General features: G+C 70.3%; 23 protein-coding genes. 11 read left to right on the top strand and 12 right to left on the bottom strand.

The window, feature by feature from the left end; translation table 11 throughout:
• The first annotated feature begins 71 nt into the window (after positions 1-71).
• Positions 72-542: a MarR family winged helix-turn-helix transcriptional regulator gene (locus J5X86_RS34920; RefSeq protein ID WP_208520689.1), complete on the top strand. Its 471-nt coding sequence runs from the start codon at positions 72-74 to the stop codon at positions 540-542.
• A 101-nt stretch (positions 543-643) separates the two neighbouring features.
• On the opposite strand, the gene J5X86_RS34915 is transcribed toward J5X86_RS34920, so the two are convergent.
• The gene (locus tag J5X86_RS34915; RefSeq protein WP_208520688.1) at positions 644-853 is read right to left on the bottom strand and encodes a hypothetical protein; all 210 of its coding nucleotides are present in this window, start codon (positions 851-853) and stop codon (positions 644-646) included.
• A 43-nt stretch (positions 854-896) separates the two neighbouring features.
• Here J5X86_RS34915 and J5X86_RS34910 point away from each other — a divergent pair, with 43 nt between their 5' ends.
• Positions 897-1,424 (top strand): GNAT family N-acetyltransferase, encoded by a 528-nt coding sequence (locus J5X86_RS34910; RefSeq protein ID WP_208520687.1) that lies wholly within the window; start codon positions 897-899, stop codon positions 1,422-1,424.
• A gap of 256 nt (positions 1,425-1,680) precedes the next feature.
• Here J5X86_RS34910 and J5X86_RS52595 read toward each other — a convergent pair whose 3' ends face one another.
• A complete protein-coding gene (locus tag J5X86_RS52595) occupies positions 1,681-3,705 on the bottom strand; it encodes an aldo/keto reductase (protein WP_308124809.1) in 2,025 nt (674 codons plus the stop codon).
• Positions 3,702-4,562 carry an SDR family NAD(P)-dependent oxidoreductase gene (locus J5X86_RS34895; protein WP_208520686.1) on the bottom strand — a complete coding sequence of 287 codons (861 nt, stop codon included), beginning with the start codon at positions 4,560-4,562 and terminating at the stop codon, positions 3,702-3,704. The genes J5X86_RS52595 and J5X86_RS34895 overlap by 4 nt, the downstream gene beginning before the upstream one ends.
• Positions 4,563-4,700: 138 nt before the next feature.
• Between J5X86_RS34895 and J5X86_RS34890 the strand changes: the two genes are divergently transcribed.
• From J5X86_RS34890 to J5X86_RS34880, 3 genes are all read left to right on the top strand, one after another.
• The gene (locus tag J5X86_RS34890; protein WP_208520685.1) at positions 4,701-5,570 is read left to right on the top strand and encodes a helix-turn-helix transcriptional regulator; all 870 of its coding nucleotides are present in this window, start codon (positions 4,701-4,703) and stop codon (positions 5,568-5,570) included.
• A gap of 118 nt (positions 5,571-5,688) precedes the next feature.
• A complete protein-coding gene (locus J5X86_RS34885; RefSeq protein ID WP_208520684.1) occupies positions 5,689-6,525 on the top strand; it encodes an alpha/beta fold hydrolase in 837 nt (278 codons plus the stop codon).
• Between the two features lie 22 nt (positions 6,526-6,547).
• On the top strand, positions 6,548-7,081 hold the full coding sequence (locus J5X86_RS34880; RefSeq protein WP_208520715.1) for a TetR/AcrR family transcriptional regulator: 534 nt from the start codon (positions 6,548-6,550) through the stop codon (positions 7,079-7,081).
• A 228-nt stretch (positions 7,082-7,309) separates the two neighbouring features.
• On the opposite strand, the gene J5X86_RS34875 is transcribed toward J5X86_RS34880, so the two are convergent.
• A complete protein-coding gene (locus J5X86_RS34875) occupies positions 7,310-7,921 on the bottom strand; it encodes a nucleotidyltransferase domain-containing protein (protein ID WP_208520714.1) in 612 nt (203 codons plus the stop codon).
• A 170-nt stretch (positions 7,922-8,091) separates the two neighbouring features.
• Here J5X86_RS34875 and J5X86_RS34870 point away from each other — a divergent pair, with 170 nt between their 5' ends.
• Entirely contained in the window at positions 8,092-8,421 is a 330-nt protein-coding gene (locus J5X86_RS34870) for a hypothetical protein (protein ID WP_208520683.1), read from the top strand.
• A 236-nt stretch (positions 8,422-8,657) separates the two neighbouring features.
• On the opposite strand, the gene J5X86_RS34865 is transcribed toward J5X86_RS34870, so the two are convergent.
• The 4 genes from J5X86_RS34865 to J5X86_RS34850 form a co-directional block, all read right to left on the bottom strand.
• Positions 8,658-8,933 (bottom strand): hypothetical protein, encoded by a 276-nt coding sequence (locus tag J5X86_RS34865; protein ID WP_208520682.1) that lies wholly within the window; start codon positions 8,931-8,933, stop codon positions 8,658-8,660.
• Positions 8,934-9,607: 674 nt separating this feature from the next.
• Positions 9,608-9,961, bottom strand: a complete 354-nt coding sequence (locus tag J5X86_RS34860) for a hypothetical protein (RefSeq protein ID WP_208520681.1) — start codon at positions 9,959-9,961, stop codon at positions 9,608-9,610.
• A gap of 72 nt (positions 9,962-10,033) precedes the next feature.
• Complete coding sequence (locus tag J5X86_RS34855; RefSeq protein ID WP_208520680.1) at positions 10,034-10,678, bottom strand: FMN-binding negative transcriptional regulator; 645 nt, start codon at positions 10,676-10,678, stop codon at positions 10,034-10,036.
• Positions 10,679-10,782: 104 nt separating this feature from the next.
• Positions 10,783-11,739 (bottom strand): MerR family transcriptional regulator, encoded by a 957-nt coding sequence (locus tag J5X86_RS34850; RefSeq protein WP_208520679.1) that lies wholly within the window; start codon positions 11,737-11,739, stop codon positions 10,783-10,785.
• A gap of 539 nt (positions 11,740-12,278) precedes the next feature.
• On the opposite strand from J5X86_RS34850, the gene J5X86_RS34845 reads away from it, so the two are divergent.
• Positions 12,279-13,316 (top strand): hypothetical protein, encoded by a 1,038-nt coding sequence (locus tag J5X86_RS34845; RefSeq protein WP_208520713.1) that lies wholly within the window; start codon positions 12,279-12,281, stop codon positions 13,314-13,316.
• A gap of 9 nt (positions 13,317-13,325) precedes the next feature.
• On the opposite strand, the gene J5X86_RS34840 is transcribed toward J5X86_RS34845, so the two are convergent.
• The 3 genes from J5X86_RS34840 to J5X86_RS34830 all read right to left on the bottom strand — a co-directional run bounded on the left by J5X86_RS34840 (position 13,326) and on the right by J5X86_RS34830 (position 14,920).
• Positions 13,326-13,649 carry a transcriptional regulator gene (locus tag J5X86_RS34840; RefSeq protein WP_078639757.1) on the bottom strand — a complete coding sequence of 108 codons (324 nt, stop codon included), beginning with the start codon at positions 13,647-13,649 and terminating at the stop codon, positions 13,326-13,328.
• Positions 13,646-14,110 carry a hypothetical protein gene (locus J5X86_RS34835; RefSeq protein ID WP_014056315.1) on the bottom strand — a complete coding sequence of 155 codons (465 nt, stop codon included), beginning with the start codon at positions 14,108-14,110 and terminating at the stop codon, positions 13,646-13,648. Before J5X86_RS34835 ends, J5X86_RS34840 begins: the two co-directional genes overlap by 4 nt.
• A gap of 87 nt (positions 14,111-14,197) precedes the next feature.
• Positions 14,198-14,920, bottom strand: a complete 723-nt coding sequence (locus J5X86_RS34830; protein ID WP_208520678.1) for a TetR/AcrR family transcriptional regulator C-terminal domain-containing protein — start codon at positions 14,918-14,920, stop codon at positions 14,198-14,200.
• Between the two features lie 111 nt (positions 14,921-15,031).
• Here J5X86_RS34830 and J5X86_RS34825 point away from each other — a divergent pair, with 111 nt between their 5' ends.
• Both J5X86_RS34825 and J5X86_RS34820 read left to right on the top strand, forming a co-directional pair.
• Positions 15,032-16,597, top strand: coding sequence for an FAD-dependent monooxygenase (locus J5X86_RS34825; protein WP_208520712.1), 1,566 nt, complete (start codon positions 15,032-15,034; stop codon positions 16,595-16,597).
• Positions 16,598-16,738: 141 nt separating this feature from the next.
• The gene (locus J5X86_RS34820; RefSeq protein WP_243982181.1) at positions 16,739-17,095 is read left to right on the top strand and encodes a DUF779 domain-containing protein; all 357 of its coding nucleotides are present in this window, start codon (positions 16,739-16,741) and stop codon (positions 17,093-17,095) included.
• A gap of 378 nt (positions 17,096-17,473) precedes the next feature.
• Here the strand turns inward: J5X86_RS34820 and J5X86_RS34815 are convergent, their stop codons facing one another.
• On the bottom strand, positions 17,474-19,720 hold the full coding sequence (locus tag J5X86_RS34815) for a bifunctional diguanylate cyclase/phosphodiesterase (RefSeq protein ID WP_243982180.1): 2,247 nt from the start codon (positions 19,718-19,720) through the stop codon (positions 17,474-17,476).
• Positions 19,721-20,429: 709 nt separating this feature from the next.
• Here J5X86_RS34815 and J5X86_RS34810 point away from each other — a divergent pair.
• A complete protein-coding gene (locus tag J5X86_RS34810) occupies positions 20,430-22,154 on the top strand; it encodes a CdaR family transcriptional regulator (protein ID WP_208520677.1) in 1,725 nt (574 codons plus the stop codon).
• 63 nt (positions 22,155-22,217) lie between these two features.
• Positions 22,218-22,850, top strand: coding sequence for an endonuclease (locus J5X86_RS34805; protein WP_208520709.1), 633 nt, complete (start codon positions 22,218-22,220; stop codon positions 22,848-22,850).
• The last annotated feature ends 5 nt before the right edge of the window (positions 22,851-22,855 follow it).

The raw sequence follows: 22,855 nt of genomic DNA, 5'->3' as shown, positions 1-22,855 counted from the left end.
CACCTTCCAAGATTTGCTTGCTTCAGCAAGCATCACGGCTTGTTGCTTGCCTTGTCAAATACACTGGATGGATGGCCGCCGACAATGCCCCGCTGTCCCCCGACGAACTCCGCCTCTGGCAGAGCCTGGGCCGCCTCGTCCACGCCCTGCCGCGCGTACTGGAGGACGACATGTCCCGCACGGGGGTCACCATGACCGAATTCGCCGCCCTGCTACTCCTCAGCGAGGCACCCGACCACCGCATGCGCATGTCCGCGCTCGCCGACGCCGCGGGGCTCACCCCCTCCAGAATCACCCGCGTCGTCGACGGATTGAGCAAGCACGGGCTCGTCCACAAGGAGCGCCACGGCCAGGACGGCCGCGGAAACGACGCGATACTCACCGAAGCCGGACTACGCGCCATGCAGTCGGCCCAGCCTGCGCACCTGGCCAGCGCGCGCACCCGCGTTCTCGACCAGATTCCCCCGGACCTGCTTCCGGCCCTTGCCCAGACGCTCGCGGCCCTCGCCGAAAGCCTGTCCCCCCATCACCGCGACGCCTGAGCCGGCACATCTACCTGTGACGCCATGCATCCCGAAGGGGCGGCAGCCCGGAATCGGGCCGGCGTGTGGCAGTCGACTCCCCAGCCCAAACGATGGCGAGCTCAAGCGGTCAGCGCATCACCGCTGTTCAGCAGGTCAGCGTAGACCTCTGCCGGAGTGCGGTAGCCGTGCGTCTTGCGCGGACGGTGGTTGAGCTCGTGGGCAATGATGTCCAGGTCGGCCTGACTGAAGGTGCGGAGGTCCGCTCCGCCCGGATCGCGGGACTGTTCGGCCGGGTTGAGCCCCGGGCGAGTGCCCGTGCCCATCTGCATAGGCCGGCCGTCTCATCCGACGCATCGCGACGAGGATCAGCCCATGCGCAGCAGCACCAGGATCCGCCTGATCGAGCCCACCGACGCCGCCCCGATCGCCGCGCATCGGGTACGGGACTTCGAGGCTTTCCGGCCGTGGGAACCGGCCCAGCCGGCCGACTTCTTCACCCCGGAGGGCCAAGCGGAGCGGATCGACAGCCTGCTGGCCGGATACCGGGCCGGCGCGGTCTGGCCGGGTGTGGTGCTCGCCGACGACCAGGTGATCGGGCAGGTCACCGTCGGAGGCATACTGCCGCAGCCGCACCTGCGCCGCGGCTCCGTCGGATACTGGATCGCCAGTGTCGCCCAGAATCAAGGGCACGCCGGGCACGCCGTCGCGCTTGTACTCCGGGTGATGACGGAGGAACTCGGGTTGCACCGCGCCGAGGCGTCCACCAATCTGGACAATCTGCCGTCGCAGCGGGTGCTGCGCCGCAACGGGTTCAGCCCGTACGGCGTCGCGCACTCCTCGATCTTTCTCGACGGGAGCTGGCGGGACGGGCTGCTGTGGGAGCGGGTCCTCGGCGACTGATTCTCCAGTCTGGGACCCGGATACCGACACACGGCCGTGACATACCAGATGGACTCGCTCCTGCGGACCAAGGGAGAGCACACCGGCAGGTGGACCCTCCTCGGCTGAGGCGATCTTCCGCGGCAGCCGTCACCAGCAGACCGAAAAGGGCCTCCGGCGACCGTACTCCCCGAAGCAGCTCGGCTTCTTCCAGACACCGAAGAAGGGCGCCTGACCAGGATAGATACCCGTCAGGCGCCCGGCGCCGGTGCCGCGATCACTCCTGGATGGAGGCCATGCCCATCGGGGCGTAGCGGTCGCCTGCCGCGGCTCCCACCGGGATCGCGGCGCTCAGCCCGGCGAGGGGCGCAGGGTCGAGTTCGATGGCTGCGGCGGCGACGTTCTGCTCGAGCCAGGTACGCCGCTTCGTTCCGGGGACAGCCGTGACGCCGTCCTGGGCGAGCACCCAGGCGAGCGCGAGTTGACCGGTCGTCACGCCGAGGTTGTCCGCCGTCGCGACGATCCGGTCGAGAAGCGACAGGTTCTGTTCCAGGTTCGCGTCCGCGAAGCGCGGCGCGGTGCGACGGAAGTCGTGGGCCGGCAGGTCCTGCACCGATCGCACGGCCCCGGTGAGGAAGCCGCGGCCGAGCGGCGCGTACGCGACGAAGCCGATTCCCAGTTCACGGACCGTGTCGAGCACGCCGTTGACCTCGACGTTGCGGCTGAACAAGGAGTATTCGGTCTGCACCGCCGACAGTGGGGCCACGGTGTGCGCCGCCCGGATATTCGCCGGGGACGCCTCGCTGATACCGAGGTACCGCAGCTTTCCCTCCGTCACCAGGTCGGCGAGGACGCCGAATGACTCCTCGACCGGCACACCCGGGTCGACCCGGTGCAGGTAGAACAGGTCGATGTGATCGGTGCCCAGCCGGCGCAACGAGCCTTCCACGCACGCCCTCAGGTAGTCGGGGCTCCCGTTGGGGCCGCCGACGATCTTCCCGGTCTCGTCGAGAGTGACGCCACCGCCCTTCGTCGCCACGATCAGTTCGTCAGGGCGGCCCTTCAACGCCCGCCCGAGCAGTTCCTCGCCGCTGAACGGCCCGTACATGTCCGCGGTGTCGAACATCGTGACGCCCAGCTCGACCGCCCGGTGAACGGTCCTGATCGCCTCCGCCTCGTCCGGGCTGCCGTACATAGCGGTCATGCCCATGGTGCCGAGGCCCTCGACGGAGGCGACCAGGCCGCGTTCGCCGATCGTGTGTGTCCGCAAAGTCATGTCTTCACCATGTCGTTGGGGCGGGATGGAGGGGACGCCGTGCTGAACGGGTGCGGGGCTGGTGGCCAGGTCGTCGGCCCACGCGGTGATCGTGTCGACGTAGGTGGCCGGGTCGTGGCCGTGCATGGAGTGCGGCATGCCGGGAAATTCGCGGTAGGTGAAGGAGTTGCCGGTCGACTCGATCAGCTGTCGCGCCCGCCGCACCTGGAGGTCGGTGATCGCGCCGAGCAACTGCCCGGTGTCCGGGTCCACGTGGTGGAAGTGATGGGTGAACAGGACCGGCACCTTGACCTGACGCAGCATGGACTCGTGGTCGCAGTTGACGGTGGCCCGTCCGGAGACGAACGCGTCAGCCCATTCGGGGTCGTACTCCCTGAGGTCCTGCGGCGGAGCGGCCGGAGGGCCGCCGGTGCCGGCCGGCGCCATCTTGTGCAGTGCGGCGAGCATCCAGGCGGGGATCTCGCGGCCCATCGCCGCCCGCATCCCGGCGAAGTCACCGATGCTCCACTGCGGACCGAGCCACTTGTGCCACAGCCGGAACAACGGCCCGCCACCCTGCCGGATGGACGGGCCGACCGCGGGGTCGGTCTGCGAGGAGAACAGCGGGGCGTCCTCGTAGACCGCGGCGCGGACCTGTCCGGGCGCCGCGAAGGCGGACAACCAGGCCGCTATCACACCGCCGGACGACAGCCCGCAGACCACGACCGGGCGCTTGATGACCCGGTCGATGAAGCGGACCAGGTCACCACCGAAGATGTCCAGGCTGTAGCGCCCCGGCGTCCAGGTGGACCGGCCCTGGCCGCGCAGGTCCACCGCGTACACCTGGTAGCGGTCGGCCAGCAGCCGCATGGCGGCCTCGTAGCCCCACCAGGACTCGGTCTGCGCCGGGATGAGCAGCATGGCCGGGAGTTCGGGATCACCGGCCACGGCGTAGTTCATCCGGATCTCGCCGAGGTCCACGGTCTGTTCCGGATAGCCGTGCGATACGTAGATCTCGGCGTGGTCGGCCGCCTCCAGGTACCTCATCGGGTCACCGCCCCGACGAGGTCGGCGGTCGCGTCCCACAGCCGTCCGGCCATGGCCTCGTCGAGGCCGGCCTTGCCCTGTTGGCGGACGGCCGGGTCGCCCCGGAGGCCGCCCAGGCAGTCCGGCCCGACATAGGAGTTGCCGGGGAGGTCCTGGGTGGCTGCGTAGAGCAGCGAGAGCGCTCCGCGCTCGGCGTCGTTGGTGAGAAACGTGAACCGGTTGATGACATTCGACCGGGAGTGGGCGGCCAGCGAGGTGCGGGCGATGCCCGGGCTGGCGAGCACCGAGCGGACCGGGCTGCCGGTGGCGGTCAGCCGACGCTGCAACTCCAGGGAGAACAGGACGACGGCGAGCTTCGACGCCTCGTAGGCACCCATCCCGTTGTACTTGCGCGTCCGCCAGTCGAGGTCGTTCAGGTCGATCTTGCCCTGCCGGTGAAGCTGGCTGGTGACGTGCACCACACGATCGGTGATGTGCTCGAGCAGCAGGTTGGTCAGCAGGAAGGGACCGGAGTAGTTGGTGGTGGTCTGCACATCGAGGCCGTCGGCCGTACGCGCGGCGGGGATGTCCATCACACCCGCGTTGTTGATCAGGATGTCGAGGTCACCGGACCAGGCGTCGGCGAAGGCTCGTACCGAGGTCAGATCCGCCACGTCGAGCGGTCGGACCTCGAAGGTGCCGGGCAGACCGGCGACGGCGTCGCGGGCCTTGCCGGTGTCGCGTACGCCCAGCACGACGCGGGCCCCGGCACGAGCGAACTCACGCGCCGCGATCAGGCCGAGGCCGCGGCCGGCGCCGGTGATCACCACCGTCCGGCCGGTCAGGTCCGGAAGGTCTTTCGCTGTCCAACTGGTCATGGCTCTTGGCTCCGTGGTTCGCGGTGCGAGGCGACCGGCGATCGCCTCACCAGTGAACGCAGCACGCCACGGGCGGAGGAAGGACATGCTCAACCACTGAATGACAGGTCGTGGCTGAGCCGCACCGGATGGCCGACGATGGGGACCATGGACCTTACGTTCGACCGCTCGTCCCTGGGCGCCTTCCTGCGCACCCGGCGCGCGGCGCTGCAACCGGAAGATGTCGGGTTGCGCCGGGGACAACGCCGACGTGCTCCGGGTCTGCGTCGCGAGGAGGTGGCGGAGCTGTGCACCATGTCCGCCGACTACTTCGCCCGGCTGGAACGCGGCGACGGGCCGCAACCTTCGGAGCACATGGTCGCGGCCATCGCCCGCGGCCTGCGGCTGACCCCGGACGAGCGCGATCACCTGTTCCTGCTCGCCGGCTACCGCACCACCCGCCGCGACCTGCAAGCCCACCATGTGAGCCCCGGGCTGATGCGGGTCATGGACGGCCTGGCCGACAACACCGCACAGGTCATGGGTCCGCTGGGCGAGACGTTGCTCCAGACGCCGTCCGCGGTGGCGCTGCTCGGCGACCAGACCCAGTACACCGGCAACGCCCGTAGCGCGGCGTACCGCTGGTTCACCGATCCGGCCGCCCGTGAGCGATACGACCCGGCGGAGCACAGCACGAACAGCCGGGTCAACGTCGCGCTGCTGCGCGCGGCTGTCACCCGCGACGGATCCGGCTCCCACGCGGCCGACCTTGCCGACGTCCTGCGGGGCACCAGCGAGGAGTTCGCCCGGCTGTGGGATCGCCACGAGGTGGGCCTGCGGTGGAGCGAAACCAAACGATTCGTCCATCCCCAGGTCGGACGGCTGGCCCTCTACTGCCAACTCCTGCTCGAGCCGGACCAGGGCCAGTCGCTTCTCATCTTCACCGCCACCCCGGGCACCGAAAGCCACGAGAAGCTCGCCCTGCTCACCGTGCTGGGCACCGATCAATTCGCCACCGACACCGAGTGACGCGATCCGCGGCGCCGGCGGCACCCGCTCCTGGCCGTGCCGGGGAGTTCGTCGTTGACAGGCTCGGCTAACTTGATTAGCTTTTAGCTAACGAAGTTAGCCAGAGCTGAGGGATGTCATGACCGAGTACCTTGCCGTCGACGGCGGCACGATTGCCTATGAGGTGGCGGGGTCCGGCCCGCTGATCGTTCTCGCACACGGCATGGGCGACAGCCGCGCCGCGTACCGAGCTGTGATCCCGCCCCTGGTGGCGGCGGGCTATCGGGTCGCCGCGGTCGATCTGCGCGGCTGCGGCGAGTCCAGCGTCGGCCGGCCGGCCTGGAGCCGCACCGCCATCGCCGGCGACCTGCTCGCCGTGATCCGCCACCTGGGCGGCCCGGCCCTGCTCGTCGGCCACTCGATCTCCGGCGGCGCCGCCACCATCGCCGCGGCGCGGGAGCCCTCGCTGATCACCGCGGTGGTCGAGTTGGCGCCGTTCACCCGCAAGCAGTCGATCCGCCTCGGCGACCTGCGGGTCAAGCGCTTCCGGCAGGGCATGCTGCGGCTGCTCGGCACGGGCGTGTTCGGCAGTGTGCCGCTCTGGCGCTCGTACCTCGACGTGGCCTACCCCGGCGTGAAGCCGGCCGACTGGGCCGAGCGGCTCGGCCGCATCGACTCCCTGCTGCGCGAGCCGGGCCGGATGAAGGCCCTGCAGGGCATGGGCCGCAGCGCCCCGACCGACGCCGGCGCACAGCTCGGCAACGTCCGCTGCCCGGTCCTGGTCGTGATGGGCACACTCGACCCCGACTGGGCCGACCCGCACGCCGAGGGTTCGGCGATCGTCGAGGCCCTGCCGTCCGGCCTCGGTCACCTTGAGATGATCGAGGGCGCGGGGCACTACCCGCACGACCAGTTCCCCGACCAGGTGGTTTCGCTGATGCTCGCCTTCCTCCGCTCGGACGCCGCTCATGCCTAGGGCCGGCCTGGACCCGACGGCCGTGGTCGCGGCCGGGGCCGCCCTCGCCGACGAGGTGGGCCTCGCCGACCTGACGATGGGTCTGCTGGCCGAGCGGGTGGGCGTGCGCACCCCGTCCCTGTACAAGCATGTGGGCGGCCAGGAAGACCTCAACCGGCGCATCGCGGCCCTGGCGCTGAGCCAGGCCGCCGACGCCGTCGGCGGCGCGGTCCAGGGGTACGCGGGCCGCGACGCCCTGGCGGCCTCGGCGCGCGCCTTCCGCGCCTTCGTCCTGGAGCACCCCGGCCGGTACGCCGCGACGATCGGCCTGGAACCCTCCGGCCCGGACGACCCACTGGCCACCGCGAGTCAGCGGCTGCTCGACGCGTTCACGGCGGTCCTGCGCGGCTACGACATCGCGGAGTCCGACGTGAACCACGCCCTGCGCATGCTCCGCAGCCTCTGCCACGGCTTCGCCACCTTGCAGTCGGCGGGCGGCTTCCAGTGGAGCACCGACATCGACGAGAGCTTCGAGTGGCTGATCGCCTTCACCGACTGGGGGCTACGCGCCATGTGAGCACGCTGCCGCACGGGCCGGTCGCCGGGGCGCCCTCGGCGACGACCGCGCTTGGCGGCCCGCCCCGGTCGCCGACCGGCTCGACAGCAGGCGCGGTCGCTCATCCGTACCTTCACAGGCTGCTCCGCGCCTCGCGCGGCGTCATCCCGTACTGCGCGGAGCGGTCGGCTACCACACGCGGTGATCTGCGAGCCTTCCCGGCAGGCACCGGCCGTACCGGCCTCGGGTTCACGCCTCCAAGCGCTTGCTCCAAGGGTGCGGTCCGTACGACTTGGTGATCGCGTCGGCGAGCCATCGCCGTTGCTGTTCCGTCAGCAACGGCAGTGCCGCGTCGAAGTCCTCTTCGTCCTTGGGCCGTGGTGCGTTGGCCTTGTAGTAGAGCTGCACGTCCGGGGCCAGAAAGGGAATACCGGCAGCCGAAGTCATCCCCAGTGTGCTGATCGGCCTGCGCACTCGGGAGTCACGCCGTGACACCCATTCGTGACCACAGGACTCATCGAGCATGACCTGGATGCGCCAAGGATCATCCGGTCCAGGTCGGCACCAGATGTCGTGAACACCGAGAGGCAGGACCTCATCCGGCATCCATGGACGCAGGCTCCCGGGCGGATCAGCGCACCACCATTGCCAGCCCGCCAGAACCTGCTGGGCCATGAGTTGGTCCTGTCGAAGCAGGAGAACATCAATGTCGCCATGGCTTCGGATCGGACGGCCCACCGCGAGCTCGATCGCCAGTCCCCCGGCTACCCACCAACCAGCTTCCAGATCGGAGAAACGCGCGACAACTTCCGTCAAAGGAGAGGGATCCCACCGGCCGAAGGCAGCCTGAGCATGTGTCATGCCGCTCATCGTCTCCTGACTCTGACTCAGCATCGTCCGGCCGGCCGCTGCCGCCGCTTGGACGGAGAGCACCCTTCGCGACCTGTGGTGCCGTACCTGAGGGGTAATGACCTTGAGATGAGTACGGCAGCGGATACCGGCGGGTTGGCTGGTTCCGTAGCGTCCCTCGCATGGAGAACACCAGCACTGCTTCTGATGGTGCGGCCGGGCCGGACCGCCGCGGCGCCCCTCGTCGGCGCACCGCTGCCGGCTGGGCAGGGCTGGTCGCCCTCGCGGTGGGAGTGCTGGTCCTCGGACTCTTCGTGGGGCTGGTGGGACCTCTCTTCGCCATCGCTTGCGGTTCCTGCCCGGACGGTGTCCGGGGCCCGCAGCGTTTCGGCGATGCCCTGATAGCCATCACACGGTACGCGGTGCCGTTCGCGACGCTGGGGACCATCATGGGGATGTTCCACCCGCGAGGTGGCGCCCGAGTGGGCGGCATCGGGCTGGGGCACTGGTGATGCTGCTGATCTTGATGCTGGCTCTCGGCCAGTCCACCGCCTGACACAGCCTCCAAATGCCGGACCGGAGGTCGCCGCACGTCCAACTCCGCGCACAATCTGCGCCTTCGCTCACCTGAGGGAAGGAGTGCTTGGCCGACTCCTCAAAGCCCAGGCACAGCTGCCTCAGGGGATGCGGCATGGACCTCAACTGATTGCGGGCTTCTCGCCTCATCGACGTGGGAGTCGCCTCGATATCAGCGGAGATGCCTTGACTTCGTGCTCTTCACGATGGTCACCTGGGGGTTCTCCGGCACCGGGCTCCCAGAGTCCCGTGCGGTGAGTTCGGCGGGCCACGAAGTCCCGGGATACAAGCCGACCGCTTCGCTCTTCATGCGAACCGTCGCATCAAATCCATGATCGCCGCTAACGCGGACGGCGACTTCGTAGAACGCACGTTGATCGCCACGGTTGGTGATCTTTATCGGCACCGTTAAAGCGGATCCGCTGCGGACGGGTTCGAAGACCGTCACATCCCCCTGGGTCACCACAGGATGCCTGAATTGCTCACCCCCCTTGGAATCCCCCGGCGTGACCGGAACCCCGCTTGGAGCCGCCGCGGCCCGTTCTCTGCCTGCCTCCTCTTGAGCTCTCTGCTCAGCCGTCTGAGGAGTGGGGGAGCTTCCTGCCGCTGATGCGGAAGGGTTGGGAGTGCCCGAGGAGGAAGGTGATTCCGTGGCATTCAAGGCCCTTGAGGGTGGTGCCGTGGCAGCGCTCGAGTCACCCCCATCAGCACCGCACGCAGTGGTGAGGACGCCGGCTGACAGCATCAGCACGGTGAGAGTGAGCGCCGAACCGCGCCCTCCCGGCCGACGGCGGGTGAGGGCGGAATGCTGTGCCGATGTGTGCATGTTTCCGTTCCACTGCTAGGCGACGTGACGTGGACCTGATTGTCGTGCGGTCGACGCGTAATTCTCCTGCGCGGGGTCAATTCTCAGCCGCAGAGGGGCCGCGTACCGCGTCAATGATCGCCAGGCCGCCGCTGTTCTTCGTGATCGCTGATCTTGGGACAGTTCCCGAGTAGCTGTGCTCACTCGCTCTCGCCCAGGCGAACACTCAACTGGGCGCCCAGCTCCCGAAAACCAAGCGCAGCAGCCACTCTTCGGGATGAGCCGTCTGGCCCCACGTAGACCAACTCCCGTCCCGATTACCGCCGTTCGGACTCCTCCAGCATCGGCAGGATCGGTGTGATGCCGATGCCGCCCGCGATGAACAGGTGGTGTTCGGCGGGGATGAGGGGGAAGTTGTTGCGCGCCCCCGCTCCCCGCACCCGGACGGGCGTGCCTTCCCACAGGGTGTCGTGGACGTGGCGGGAGCCGCCGCGGCCGTCCGGTACGCCCAGGATGCCCACGCGCCATGTGTGCGGGTCCTGGGGTGTGGAGCACAGTGAGTACTGGCGTTCCAGACCGTTGTCCAGGAGCGGGTCGATATGGGCGCCGGGGGTCCAGGGGGGGAAGCGGGGCACCGTCGGGCCGCCGCAGTTCGAGGGAGACGACCGCATGGGCCTCTTCGGCTCGGGGCCGCGCCGGCCCGCGGTGCCGACGCGGCGGCACAAGCCGTCGTGCGGCGGTGGTCAGGAGGTGGCGGAGTGCGGGTTGTGGGCACGCACCGCCGCGGCGACCGCGCCGTCGTCGGCCTGGCCGCGGGCTTCGAGGCCCGAGATGACGCCCTCGACGTTCTCCCGCGGCTGGTTCTGGCTGAGCTTGAACTTGGCCTCGATACGGCTGATGACCACCTCGACACCGACGACGGCGCGCAGCTGCCGCTCGACGAACTTCGCCGGGGCCTGGTCGACGGACCAGGGCTCGGCGTAATCGGCCTCATGCCGGTCGGTCAGACGGCGGATCTGCGCCTCGATCCAGACCGGGTCGTCGTGCACGACGAACTGCCCGTACACATGCGCGATCATGTAGTTCCAGGTCGGCACCACCCGGTGGTGCTCGGCCTTGGTCGGGTACCACGACGGCGTCACGTACGCCTCGGGCCCGCGGACGATCACCATGGCCTCGCCCTGGACCGGCTCCCGCCACTGGTCGTTGGCGCGCGCCAGGTGCCCGATGAGAGCCCCGTTCTCCCCGGCGTCCGGGTCGTACTCGAAGGGCAGCAGGGTGGCCATCAGGCCCTGCGGAGTCAGGGTGATCAGGTCGGACGCGCCGTGGTTGGTCAGCAGGTCACGGACCGCGACCTCGTCGGGAACGAAGTGTTTGGGGACGTACATGGTCAGCCTTTCGTGCGAATGGTGACAGATGGGGCGGTCGTGGGTGCTGTGATGCGGGGATCCGGCGCGGGTATCGGATAAGGCTCGGGTGCTTGCGCCCGGTCCTACAGGGGGTTCTCGCGCAGCCAGGTCAGGACCTGTTGGGCGTGTTCGTTCGGCGGGAAGATCGGATAGAAGGCGTGCTCGGTCACTCCGTCGCGGACGATGAGGGTGAGCCGCTTGAACAGCCGTCTCCCGTCGGCCTCGAAGGTGGGCAGGCCGAGGCCGTCGGCCAGGCTGAGGGCCGGGTCGGAGAGCATGTCGAACGGCAGCCTCAGCCGTTCCACGACCTCGTTCTGGTAGTCGGCGTCCTGGCTGGACAACCCGAATACCCGGCCCGCGCCGGCTTCGAGGAGGTCCTGGAAGTGGTCGCGGAAACCGCATGTCTCGGGGGTGCAGCCGCGGGCCCCGGGGATGGAGTTCCAGCCCTCGGGCAGGTCGGTGCCGGGGCGGCCGGTGAGGGGGTAGATGTAGATCACCGCACGGCGGGGGCCGAGCGCGTCCAGCCGGATCGCCTTGTCCGCCGTGTTCCGCAGGACGATTCGCGGCACCTTGGTGCCGGGCAGATGATCCGCGGCGCCGTCGTCCTCGGGGACGGGCAGGTCCGCGGGCAGGGTCAGGTACTCATCGCTTCCCCTTCCGGTCTCCTCGGGTGATCCGACGCTGCTGCCTCGGTGGGCGGCGGCATTGAGGTTGCCGATCAGCGTCGCGCGGCGGACGGTCAGCGCCTCGATGCGCTCGGTGAGCTCGTCGATGGCCTCCCGATAGCTCGCCAGCGAGGCCGGGCAGTCGTCGGCATACGGGCGTCCGGCGGCCAGGCACTCCAGGAACGGCCGGGTGCGCTCGACGGGGATCCCCAGCCGGTGGAGAGTCCTGATCTCACGCACAAGGCGCACATCGTCCTCGGTGTAGTTCCGGTAGCCGTTGGAAAGGCGCTCGGGTGTGATCAACCCCAGCGATTCGTAGTAGCGCACTGCCTTGGTCGTCACACCGGCCCGACGTGCGAGTTCACTGATCTTCATGCCGTTCACCTCAATCAACGCTAGACCTTGCCCTCAGGGGTAAGGTCAAGCGCCGGTCCGGCCCGCTCGCTCGATCCGGCCCGCCAGGACGCGCAGGGCATCACGGGCGGGTTCACGGTGAGCAACGCCGTGATCGGGCAGATCTCGGACGCGGCCGCGTTCAGCAGCGGGAACACCACGGTGCCCGTCGTTGGGCAGGCCGTCGTCGGTCGTGCCGCTGGGGACGCGGGTGGCGGTGGATCAGCGCGATGGCTGGACGCTGAGCCTTGCCCCCTGGGGCAACGTCAACGGGTGTGCGGGAATCAGTGCGCTGCGGCGGCCGCGTGATCGCCGGGCCCCGGCTGCCGGAAACCGGGCGGGTTCACTCCGCGAGCAGTTCGGCGGTGCCGGCCGTACGACTTCTCATCGATGCTTTCGCTGCCGGGGATCGGGGTGAGCGGGAAGGCGCTCAGACCGGTGAACACGACGGATTTGCCGGGTGCGGCCGCAGCGTACGGGGACAATGAAGCTCATGCGCTCGTCGGCAGAGGGGATGCGTGGTGAAGCTGGGGGCGGGACGTTCCATCGCGGCGGAATGGGTTGCCCGGCATGCCCGCTCCGATGTGGTCTTTCGCGGGGCGTATTTCAGCGGCTCAACGGTCGGGCTCCCGGACGACGCCGAGTTGCCGCCCTCCTCTGATATCGACATCGTCGTCATCACCGCCGCGGACGCACCGCCCGCCAAGCCGGGCAAGCTCCGTTACCGCGACACGCTGCTGGAAGTCAGCTACCTGCCCTGGTCGCAGCTCGTCTCCGCCGACGACGTCCTCGCCTCCTATCACTTGGCCGGCAGCTTCCGCACCGACGCGATCATCGATGATCCCACCGGGCACCTGCGCACACTGCAGGCACATGTCGCGGGCCACTTCGCGGCGCGGCCCTGGGTTCGCCGCCGATGCCAGGACGCCCGCCACCGGATCGAAACCCGGCTCGCGGCGATTGACGCCTCGGCGCCGTTTCACGAACAGGTGCTGTCCTGGCTGTTCCCCACCGGCGTGACCACCCATGTGCTTCTGGTCGCCGCCCTGCGCAACCCCACCGTGCGCCTGCGCTACCTGGCCGCTCGTGAGGTCCTCACCGACTACGGGCACCTCGGCCGCTATCCGGAGCTGCTGGACCTCCTCGGCTGCCGGAACCTGTCCGCCCGGCGCATCCAGCACCATCTGCGTGAACTCACCACAGTGTTCGACGCCACCGCCGAGGTCGCGACGACCCCGTTCCTCTTCAGCAGTGACATCACCCCGCCCGCACGGCCGATCGCGATCAACGGCAGCCAGGAGCTCATCGACCGCGGCGACCACCACGAAGCCGTCTTCTGGATCATCGCGACCTTCGCCCGCTGTCATACGATCCTGGCCGCGGACGCCCCCGAGCTGCACCGCGCCCTCGCCCCCGCGTTCCACGCGGCCGTCGACGACCTCGGCATCAGCTCGACCGAAGACATCCTCCACCGCGCCGGGGAGGTCACCCGGTTCCTGCCCCGCCTCTGGCAGACCGCCGAGGACATCATGGCGAGCAATCCCGAGATCGGCGGATAGGCGCCCATGTCATGAGCGAGTCGCCGGCCCTTCGGCCGGACTTGCGGCGTCGGCGACGATTTCACGCAGTGCGGCGACGTGGCCGTTGAAGGCGTCCCGGCCGGTGGGTGTCAGCCGAGCGCGCACCTTGCGGCGGCTGCCGCTGAGGCGTCGTTCCGTGGCGACATACCCGGCCTCTTCGAGGGTCGCGAGCTGCTTGGACAGTGCCGAGTCGGACATCCCCAGCCGGTCCTTGAGGAAGGCGAACTCGGCCCAGTCGGCGGCGGCCAGTGTCGCCACCAGCGACAGACGGGTGCTGGGATGGATCAGCTCATCGAACCGCGCCTTCGTCATGCCCGCGCCCAACGACGCAGAACACGCAGGATTTCCGGTCCACCGAACCCGACGACGGCCGCGATCAGCGCCGCCGCCCAGATGCCGGCGTGGGCGGCGCCGTCGGCATCGAGCGCGAGCGCCACGAGGACAGTGGCGCCGATGAGGCCGAGCAGCATGCCGACCACGACCAGCGGGATGCGGTGACCGGCGACCGCGGCGCTCACCTGCAGCCGATCCGTGCGCCGACGGCCGTCGAGCAGACGGGAGGCGAGCCATCCGTGACCGATGCCAAAGGCCACGGTCGCGATCCCGGCCAGCCACTGCGGCAGCACGTTGCCGAGTACGCCCAACAGAAGCCAGCCGCCCGCCATTGCCCACCAGTAGCCGCGGGGCAAGCCGACTTCCTCGGCCACCTGGCGTTGGGCCCGGTCGACCACGCCCAGTGCGGCGCCGGCCTGCTCAGGAGCGATGTTCTCCATGACGAGACCTCACTTTCCTATTAGGAAAGTCATCGTCCTACTTTCCTTGCAGGAAAGTCAAGAGGTGCGGTGCGGGGCGCCTGGCAGCTAGCGGCACTCCAGGCCGTCGATCATCAGGGCGAGCGTGAAGTCGAACCGGTCGTGGCCCTCACCTGCGGTGAGCTCGGCGGCGTGGCGGGTGGTGTGGGGGAAGGTCTCGGCAGGCAGGGAGGTGAACCGGCGCAGCAGTTCGGCGCGGTCGAGGACCCAGGCGGCGTCATCCTGCGTTGATCGCCGGCGCGCGATCGACACCTCGAGGCAGTAGGCGGCCACGTACAGCAGGAGGGCGTCGATGGCCCAGGCCGCGGCCTGCGGGGCGACGCCACCGGCGAGCAGGATCGCCAGCATTCCTTCGCCGACGCGCACGATCTCGAGGTCGGTGGGGGCCATGGCTAGCGCGGCGCGGGAGATTCCGGGGTACTTCAGGTACTGGTCGCGCATCTGGGCGCATACGCCGCGGATCTGGTCCCGCCAGGCCGCGGGGTCGGCCTCGGGCAGTACGAGCTCGGCACACAGCCGCCCGATGAGCAGCTCGTCGAGGTCGGCCTTGTTGACCACATGGGCGTAGAGCGAGGCGGGTCCGGTCTCGAGCGCGCCGGCCAGCCGGCGCATGGTCAACGCCTCGTAGCCCTCCGTGGCGACGACATCCATCGCGGTGTCGATCACCTGCTCCACGGTGATCGGGGCCTTGCGGCGCCTCGGCCTGGAGGCGGCTTCGGCATCGGGGGTCGGCTGCTGATGGCGCGCCGCGCGTCGCTCTCTCGGGTTCACCCGACCCATCATAGCTTGACACGAACATCGTTCGTGCATAGAACACTGTTCGTGACAGTGAAGGTGAACCAGGACGTGAAGGTGAACCAGGACGTGAATGTGAACCAGGACGTGGACGTGACCGTGGTCGGAGCCGGGCCGGTGGGCCTCGTGCTCGCCGCGGAGCTGGCGCTCTCCGGGGCGACGGTGCAGATACTTGAGCGGCTGGCCGAGCCGAGCGAGGCGATGAAGGCGGGGGCGATCAACGTGCCGACGGCCGAGGCGCTCGACCGCCGCGGCCTGCTGCCCGCCGCCGAACAGGTGCAGCGGGAGATGCTGGAGCGGGTGGGGTCGTTCGCCCGTACGGCCGACGACCAGCCGCCCGGTGGCGGCCGACGCGCGCCCGGGTCGCGGTTCACCGGGCATTTCGCCGGAATGATCCTCGACGCCGACCTCGTGGACTGGTCCGATCCCGACCTCGCCGCGCACACCGCGGTCGACGGAGGCAGGCTGGTGCCGCAGCCTGAGCTGGAGGAGTTGCTGGCCGGCCATGTCGCGCGACTCGGCATACCGGTGTGTCGCGGGGTGGAGGTCACCGCGCTCGAAGACACCGGCGACGGCGTGCTCGTCGGCACCACCGCGGGCCCGGTGCGCACCGGGTGGCTGGTCGGGTGCGACGGCGGGCGCAGCGCCGTACGCCGTCTCGCGGGCATCGACTTCCCCGGCACCGACCCCGAACTCACCGGACACCTGGCGGTCGCCGACATCGCCTACCCTTCGATGCTCGCCGACGGATGGGTTTGGTCGACCCGGGGGGCGTACCGCTACGGTCCGCAGCCCGGTCGGGTGGTCACCGTGGAGTTCGACGGCCCTCCCGCCGACCGCTCGGTGCCGGTCACCCTCGAGGAGGTGCAGACCAGTCTGCGCCGGGTCTCGGGCACCGACGTCACGCTGACCGCGCTGCGCGGCGCCGCGACCCGCTGGAGCGACAACGCCCGCCAGGCCGCCACCTATTGGTCGGGGCGGGTGCTGCTGGCCGGCGACGCCGCGCATGTGCACTCGCCGTTCGGCGGCCAGGGGCTCAATCTCGGGGTCGGCGACGCGATGAACCTCGGCTGGAAGCTCGGCGCCGTGGTCGCCGGATGGGCACCCGAAGGGCTGCTCGACACCTACGACGCCGAGCGTCGTCCCCTCGGCGCCTGGGTGCTGGACTGGACGCGGGCGCAGATCGGGGTGATGCGCGGGGACGCCAAGTCGGCCGCGCTCCGAGAGGTCGTCGCCGATCTGCTGAGCACGCGGGACGGCGCGACCTACGCGGTCAAGAAGATCTCCGGGATCACACAGTGCGTCGACCTGCCCGGCGACCATCCGCTGATCGGCCGGTACGTCCCCGACCTGCGGCTGAGGGACGGCTCCCGGCTGGTCGACCACGGTCACGGCGGCGGGTTCCTGCTGCTCGACCGCACTCCGGACGGCACGTTCGCCCGCCGCGCCGCGGCCTGGGCCGGGCGGGTGAGCAGCGTGACCGACGGCCACGCGACGCCGACCGGGGTGTTGGTACGCCCGGACGGGGTCGCTGCCTGGGCCTCCGACACCACCGGCCTCGCCGCCGTCACCGGCCTCGAAGCCGCCCTGCACCGATGGACCGGCGCGCCGACGTCCTCACCAGAACACGAGGCGGTGGAGCCGGTGGGGTGATCCCCTTTCGTTCGGCTGACGAACGCGTCCCGGACAGGCCCGGTTGCGGGACGCCGGGGGCAACGTTCTCGCAACGTGGCGGGGGGTTCGCTGGGCTTGGCCCCTGACCGCTCGGTGAGCATGATCGGAGAGGGATCGCCCATGGAACGTATCGCGCTGACCCCGGCCGCGGCCGAGCTGATCCGCCAACTGCGAGCGGAGCACGGCCCGTTGATGTTCCACCAGTCGGGCGGCTGCTGTGACGGCAGCGCGCCGATGTGTTATCCGCTCGGCGAGTTCCGTACGGGTGGGTCGGATGTGCTGCTCGCGGAGCTGGAGGTGGACGGGGTCGAGGAGCCGGTGGGCTTCTGGATGTCGGCCTCGCAGTTCGAGCGGTGGGCGCATACGCATCTCACGGTGGACGTGGTGCCGGGGCGCGGCAGCGGCTTCTTCCTGGAGGCACCGGAGGGTGTGCGCTTCCTGATCCGCTCACGGCTGCTGGACGACGCGGCGAGCTGAGCGCGGCGCGGCGTTTGCCGGGGGCGTGGCCTGCGCGGCACGTCGCCTGCGGGGCGCGGCGTCTGCGCGGCACGTCACCTGCGCGGCACGTGGCCCGCACGGCGCATCGCCCACGTGGAACGTCCCCGCCGTGGCGCGTCACCTGCACGACGCATCGCCTACGCGGCACATCACCTGGCAGGCACATCCTCTGGGTGGCGCGTCACCCGCGTCACATCGCCTACGCGGCGCATCGCCCGCGCGGCACATCAGGCGCATCGCCCACGTGTCACATCAGGCGCATCGCCCACGTGTCACATCAGGCGCATCGCCCACGTGTCACATCACCCGCGCGGCGCACGGCGCCGGCGGGGCGGTGCGCGTCGCCTTCTCGCGGCCTCAGCTCGCGTCGGCCAGCGCCAGGGTGTGCAGTCGCTCGGGCGGGCCCGGGCGAGCGTAGTACCAGCCCTGGGCGGTGTCACAGCCCAGCCCCCGCAGATGCTCGGCCTGTACGGCCGTCTCCACGCCCTCGACCGTCACCGCGAGATCCAGCGTATGGGCGAGCGAGACGATGCCCTCGACGATCTTGACGTCGACCGGATCGGCCGGGGCGCGCTGCATGCCCCGGGTGAAGGAACGGTCCAGCTTGAGCGTGGAGACCGGGAGACGGCGCAGGTACGACAGGTTGGAGTAGCCGGTGCCGAAGTCGTCCAGGGCGATGTCCACGCCGAGGTCGGCGAGTTGTCGCAGGGGCCGCAGGGCGCTCTCGTCGGCGCCGATGAGGTCGTTCTCGGTGACCTCCAGGCACAGCGCGCTGGGGCACAGCCCGGCGTTCTCCAGGACCGCCACCGTGTCGGAGACCAGCGTGGGGTGGCTCAGCTGGCACGGCGAGAGATTGACGTTGACGCGCAGCGGCTCGCCGTCGTCCTCGTCGGCGTCACGCCACTCCCGCGCCTGCCGGGCGGCCTGTTCCAGCACCCAGCGGCCGAGCGGGACGATCAGCCCGGTATCCTCGGCGAGCGGGATGAACTGGTCGGGGCCGAGTACGCCGTGCACCGGATGCAGCCAGCGTACGAGCGCCTCCGCACCGCGCACGGTGCCGTCGGTGAGCCGTACCAGCGGCTGGTACTCGATGAAGAACTCGCCCTTCTCCAGGGCGGAGGGCAGCCCGTTGGTGAGGCTGTGGCGGGCGATCACCCGGGCGTTGGAGTCGGCGTCCGCGATCTCATAGCGATTGCCGCCCGCGGCCTTGGCCCGGTACATCGTGATGTCGGCGCTGCGCAGCACCTCGGCCCGGCCGATCTCCCCGGCCCGGCCGTCGACCACGCCGATACTGGCCCGTACCCGCAGCTCACGGCCCTCGACCCGGACGGGTTCGGCGAGCGCGGCGAGCATCCGGCGGGCCAGCCCGGCGCCGTCGGCCTGCGCCGCGGGGCCGGTGACCAGGGCGAGGAACTCATCGCCGCCGACCCGGGCGATCAGCTCGGCGGGAGTTTTCACACAGTCCTGGAGGCGCTTGGCGACGGCCTTGAGCATCCGGTCGCCGGCGGCGTGCCCGAGGCTGTCGTTGACGGCCTTGAAGCCGTCCAGGTCCAGATAGCACACGCCGAACCGCTCGGCGTCCGCCCCGGCGGCCAGCACCTGGTCCAGCCGCTCCAGGAACAGGGTGCGGTTGGGCAGTCCGGTCAGCTCGTCGTGGGTGGCCTCGTAGCGCAGCCGCTCGCGTAGCTGCCGGTGCTCGGTGATGTCCTCGGCGAGGGCGAGCTGGTACTGCGGGGCGCCGCTGGAGTCGCGCAGCAGGGTGACCGTGAGATTGGTCCACAGCTCGCTGCCGTCGTCGCGGTAGTGCGGCTTCTCGATGCGGAAGTGGTCGCGCTCCCCGTTGACCAGCTCGCGGTAGAGCTCATGGGCACCCGGCACGTCGTCGGGGTGGACGAACTCGGTGACGTTGCGGCCGGGGCGGAAGAAGTCCATCCCGCCGAACATCCGGGCCATGGCGTCGTTGACGACGAGCACCTCGCCGTCGAGTCCGGCGATGCCCACGCCGATGACCGCGCCCTCGAAGACGGCCTGGAACTTGGCCTCGCTCGCGTGCAGCGCCTTCTCGGCCTCGGTCCGGGCGGCCAGCGCGGCCCGCGAGATGGCCTCCTGCTCATCGCGCTCGCACTTGCGCAGCTCGCGGACGAACCCGGCGGCGAGGGCGTGCTGCAGCCGCACACAGCGGGCGCGCGCCTCCTCCTCGGCCAGGGGCTCGTGGCCGGGCGCGGCGGGCAGTTCGGCGGACGGCGCGGCAGAGGGCGGCCCGGCGGGTGCCGAGCAGGACACCAGGTGCGCGTCGATGACGCCCAGGATGGCGGGCAGCGCTTCGGGCTCGGTGCACTGGGCGTTCACCAGCGCGGCCCCGACCGCGTACGCCGCCTCGGTGTCGAAGGGAGAGCCGCGCAGGGCGGCGCTCAACCGGTGGGCCAGCGGCAGCAGATAGACCTCGAACTCGTCGGGGGTCATCGTCGTGGCCGCCAGCGGGTGGACGGCCCGGCACCAGATGCCCGCGAACCGCCTCAGCTCATCGTTCTCCGTGAGGGCGAGGTGCCCGGCGGCGTCCCCGGCGCCGCGGTCACATCTCGGCCCGCCCGATTCGGAGGTCATATCGCGCGCTCCCCGGGGCAGCCGCCATGGGCTGTGTCCCTGTCGCATGCCGCGTCCTCGCCTGTGGCGTCGATGCCCTCCGGCCGCCAGTCCACGTCCTGCACTTCCTTCGCCCTCTTCCGGCTTCCGGGGCCGCCCTCGGGTCGTCCGCGTCCTCGGGGAAGTTGAGCACGACGAAGAGCGGCACGGCAACCCGCTGCTGAGGCGAGATTACTGATCAACCGTTCGCTGAGGAAAGGAAAAACGGAAAACTTCAATCCGGATCTGCTCATGGAGACGTGCGCCGCCGGAGGATACCGGGCACCTGTCACCGGCATCTGCCAGCGGCCCGATCCCCGCGCTGACCTCGACCCTCCAGAGGGCGGGCCATTGAAAGCGGCTCCGCTGAACCCTTCAGGATCCGCCCTCTGACGCGCCGCCAATCTTGCCCGCGGACAGTCGAATTGGGAAATCCATCACGTCCGCGCGCTCCGCCGTCACACCGGGCGAGGAGACGGGACACACGTCCTCCCGGCCCGTCCGCTCCCCCTCCGCGCCCGTCCACTGCGCCCAGGAGATCGAAATCCGTGCACCGTTTTCACCCTCATGCGGTGAATTGCCATGAAGTGGGTACTCGCCCGGGCGGATCTCCTCGAGAAGGCATCTCGAGAAGGCATCTCGAGAAGGCATGAGGACGCACAGGACACATGAGGACGCACGGAGTGACCCAATGGCCCCACCAGGTGTCGCCCACGATCTGCTGCTGCACCGCTGTCTGACCCTGTTCACCAGCTTCGACGGGATCGACGGGAGCGACGGGAGCGACGGGGCAGAGATACTTCGCCGGGCGATGGCCCAGGTCAGCGCGGTCGGGACCGGCCGCGCCGAGGCGGGATACCTACGGCTCGGCGAGGGCCTGGTCCGTTGTCCGCACGACGGCCGGCGAGCCACCGAGGCCCTGGACGCGCAGGTGAGGGAGCTGGCCGGACGGGACGGGCCGGTGCGACTCCCCCGGCGGGCCTGGGGCTGGGCATTCGGGCTGCGCGAACCAGGTGGGCAACCCGAGCCAGGCGGTCCCCATACGCCGGACGGCCTGCACGGCGCCCTGGTCGTGAGCTACCGCGACCGGCCCGGCGAGGACGAACGGCTGCTGCTCACCCTGCTCGTACGGCAGACCGCCGCGGCCCTGTCCGCCGCCGCCGCGCACCGCCGTGAGCGCGCCCAGGCCCTGGAACTGCGCCGGGCATGGGACGAGCGGGAGGCGATACGGCGGCGGCTGGACGCCTCGCTGACCGATCTCTCGCAGCTCCGGGAGGTGCATGACGCCCTCACCCGCTCGGCCGCCCACGGCGACGGCGAGGACGGGATCGTCCGGACGCTGTACCGGATCACCGGGCTGCCGGCCGCCGCCGAGGACCGGTTCGGCAACCTCCGGGCGTGGGCGGGCCCCGGCCGCCCGGACCCCTACCCCAAGCCCGATCCGGCGCAGCGCGAGGAGCTGCTGCGGGAGGCCGCCCGCCGGGCGCTTCCGGTGCGGGTGCGGGACCGGCTGGTCGCGGTGGCGGATCCGCGCGGCGAGGTGCTGGGCGTGCTGTTCCTGGTGGACCCGGAGGGCCGGGCCGATGAGCGGGCCGTTCGCAAGCTGGACCACGCCGCAACCTCGCTGGGCCTTGAGCTGGCCCATCTGCGCGAGCTGGCCGAGGTGGAGCTGCGGCTGCGGCGGGAGCTGGTCGACGATCTGCTCTCGGGCGCGGACGACACCAGTGCGTACGCCCGCGCGGAGGCGGTCGGCCACGATCTGCACGGTCCGCACCATGTGATCGTGGTGCGCTGGAGCGACCGCCCGGCCGACGATGTGTTCCTCAAGTCCGTGAGCCGGGCGGCCGCGGGCATGGGCCTGCGGATCCTGCCCGCCCTGCGCTCGGACGCGGCGGTCCTGGTGGCGCAGAGCGCACCGGGCGAGCGGTCGCTGCACTCGGCGCTGAGCCGTGAGCTCGGCACGGACAGCGGGGCGATCGGGGTGGGCGCCTCCTGCGACACCCCGCACGAGGTGCCCCGCTCGTACCAGGAGGCACTGCGGGCGCTGGAGGTACGCCGCCGTTCCAACAGCGCGAGCGGCATGACGTTCTACGACGATCTGGGGCTGTACCGGATCCTGCGCACCGGGAGCGACCACCGGGAGGTCGAGCGGTTCGTCCGGGAGTGGCTGGGCCCGCTGATGGACTACGACGCCCTGCACCACACGGACCTGGTGGAGACCCTCTCCCAGTACTTCGACCGCGGCGGCAACTACAGCGAGACGGCCTTGGCACTCGTGATCCACCGCTCGACCCTGCGCTACCGGCTGCAGCGCATCCGCGAGATCAGCGGAAGCAACCTGGCGGACGTGGACAGCAGGCTCAACCTCCAGGTCGCCACCCGCATTTGGAAGGTCATGCGCAGCGGCCCCGAGTGAGCGGAGCGCCACCGGGCACCCGTGACCGACGCGACGGCACCACACGACGAGGCGGGATGGGCAATGGGCGACAAGAACGAGAGCGTGGCGCGCACCCTGCTCGACCAGCAGGGCACGACCTTCGCCACCCAGGCCGGGATCAAGCTCCGCAACACCCCCGGCCCGCTCTACCAGCTCCTCGTACTCGCGCATCTGCTGTCCGCGCGGATCAGCTCCGATATCGCCGTCGCCGCCGCCCGCGCCCTCTTCGACGCCGGGATGCGCGACCCGCGGCGGATGGCGGAGGCCACCTGGCAGCAGCGGGTCGACGCGCTGGGCGAGGGCGGCTACCGGCGTTACGACGAGCGGACCGCCACCCAGCTGGGTGAGGCGGCCGAGCTGGTGAACCGCGAGTACGGGGGCGATCTGCGGCGGATGCGCGAGGCCGGGGACCCGAAGAAGCTGCTGCCGGAGATCAAGGGCATCGGGCCCGCCGGGGTGAACATCTTCCTGCGCGAGGTGCAGGGCGTCTGGCCCGAGTTCGCCCCGTACTTCGACCGCAAGGCGCTGGAGGGCGCCGAGCGCGTCGGGCTGCCGAAGAGCGCGAGGGCGCTGGGGCGGCTGGTGGCCCAGAAGGACCTTCCCCGGCTGGCCGCGGCCCTGGTCCGCGTCGCGCTCCACGCCGACGCCGCCCGGGAGGTGCGCGCCGCCGCGTGACGCGT

Source organism: Streptomyces sp. NEAU-YJ-81, assembly GCF_017592595.1.
GTDB lineage: Bacteria > Actinomycetota > Actinomycetes > Streptomycetales > Streptomycetaceae > Streptomyces > Streptomyces hygroscopicus_B.
This window is presented reverse-complemented; position numbering and strand designations above follow the sequence as displayed.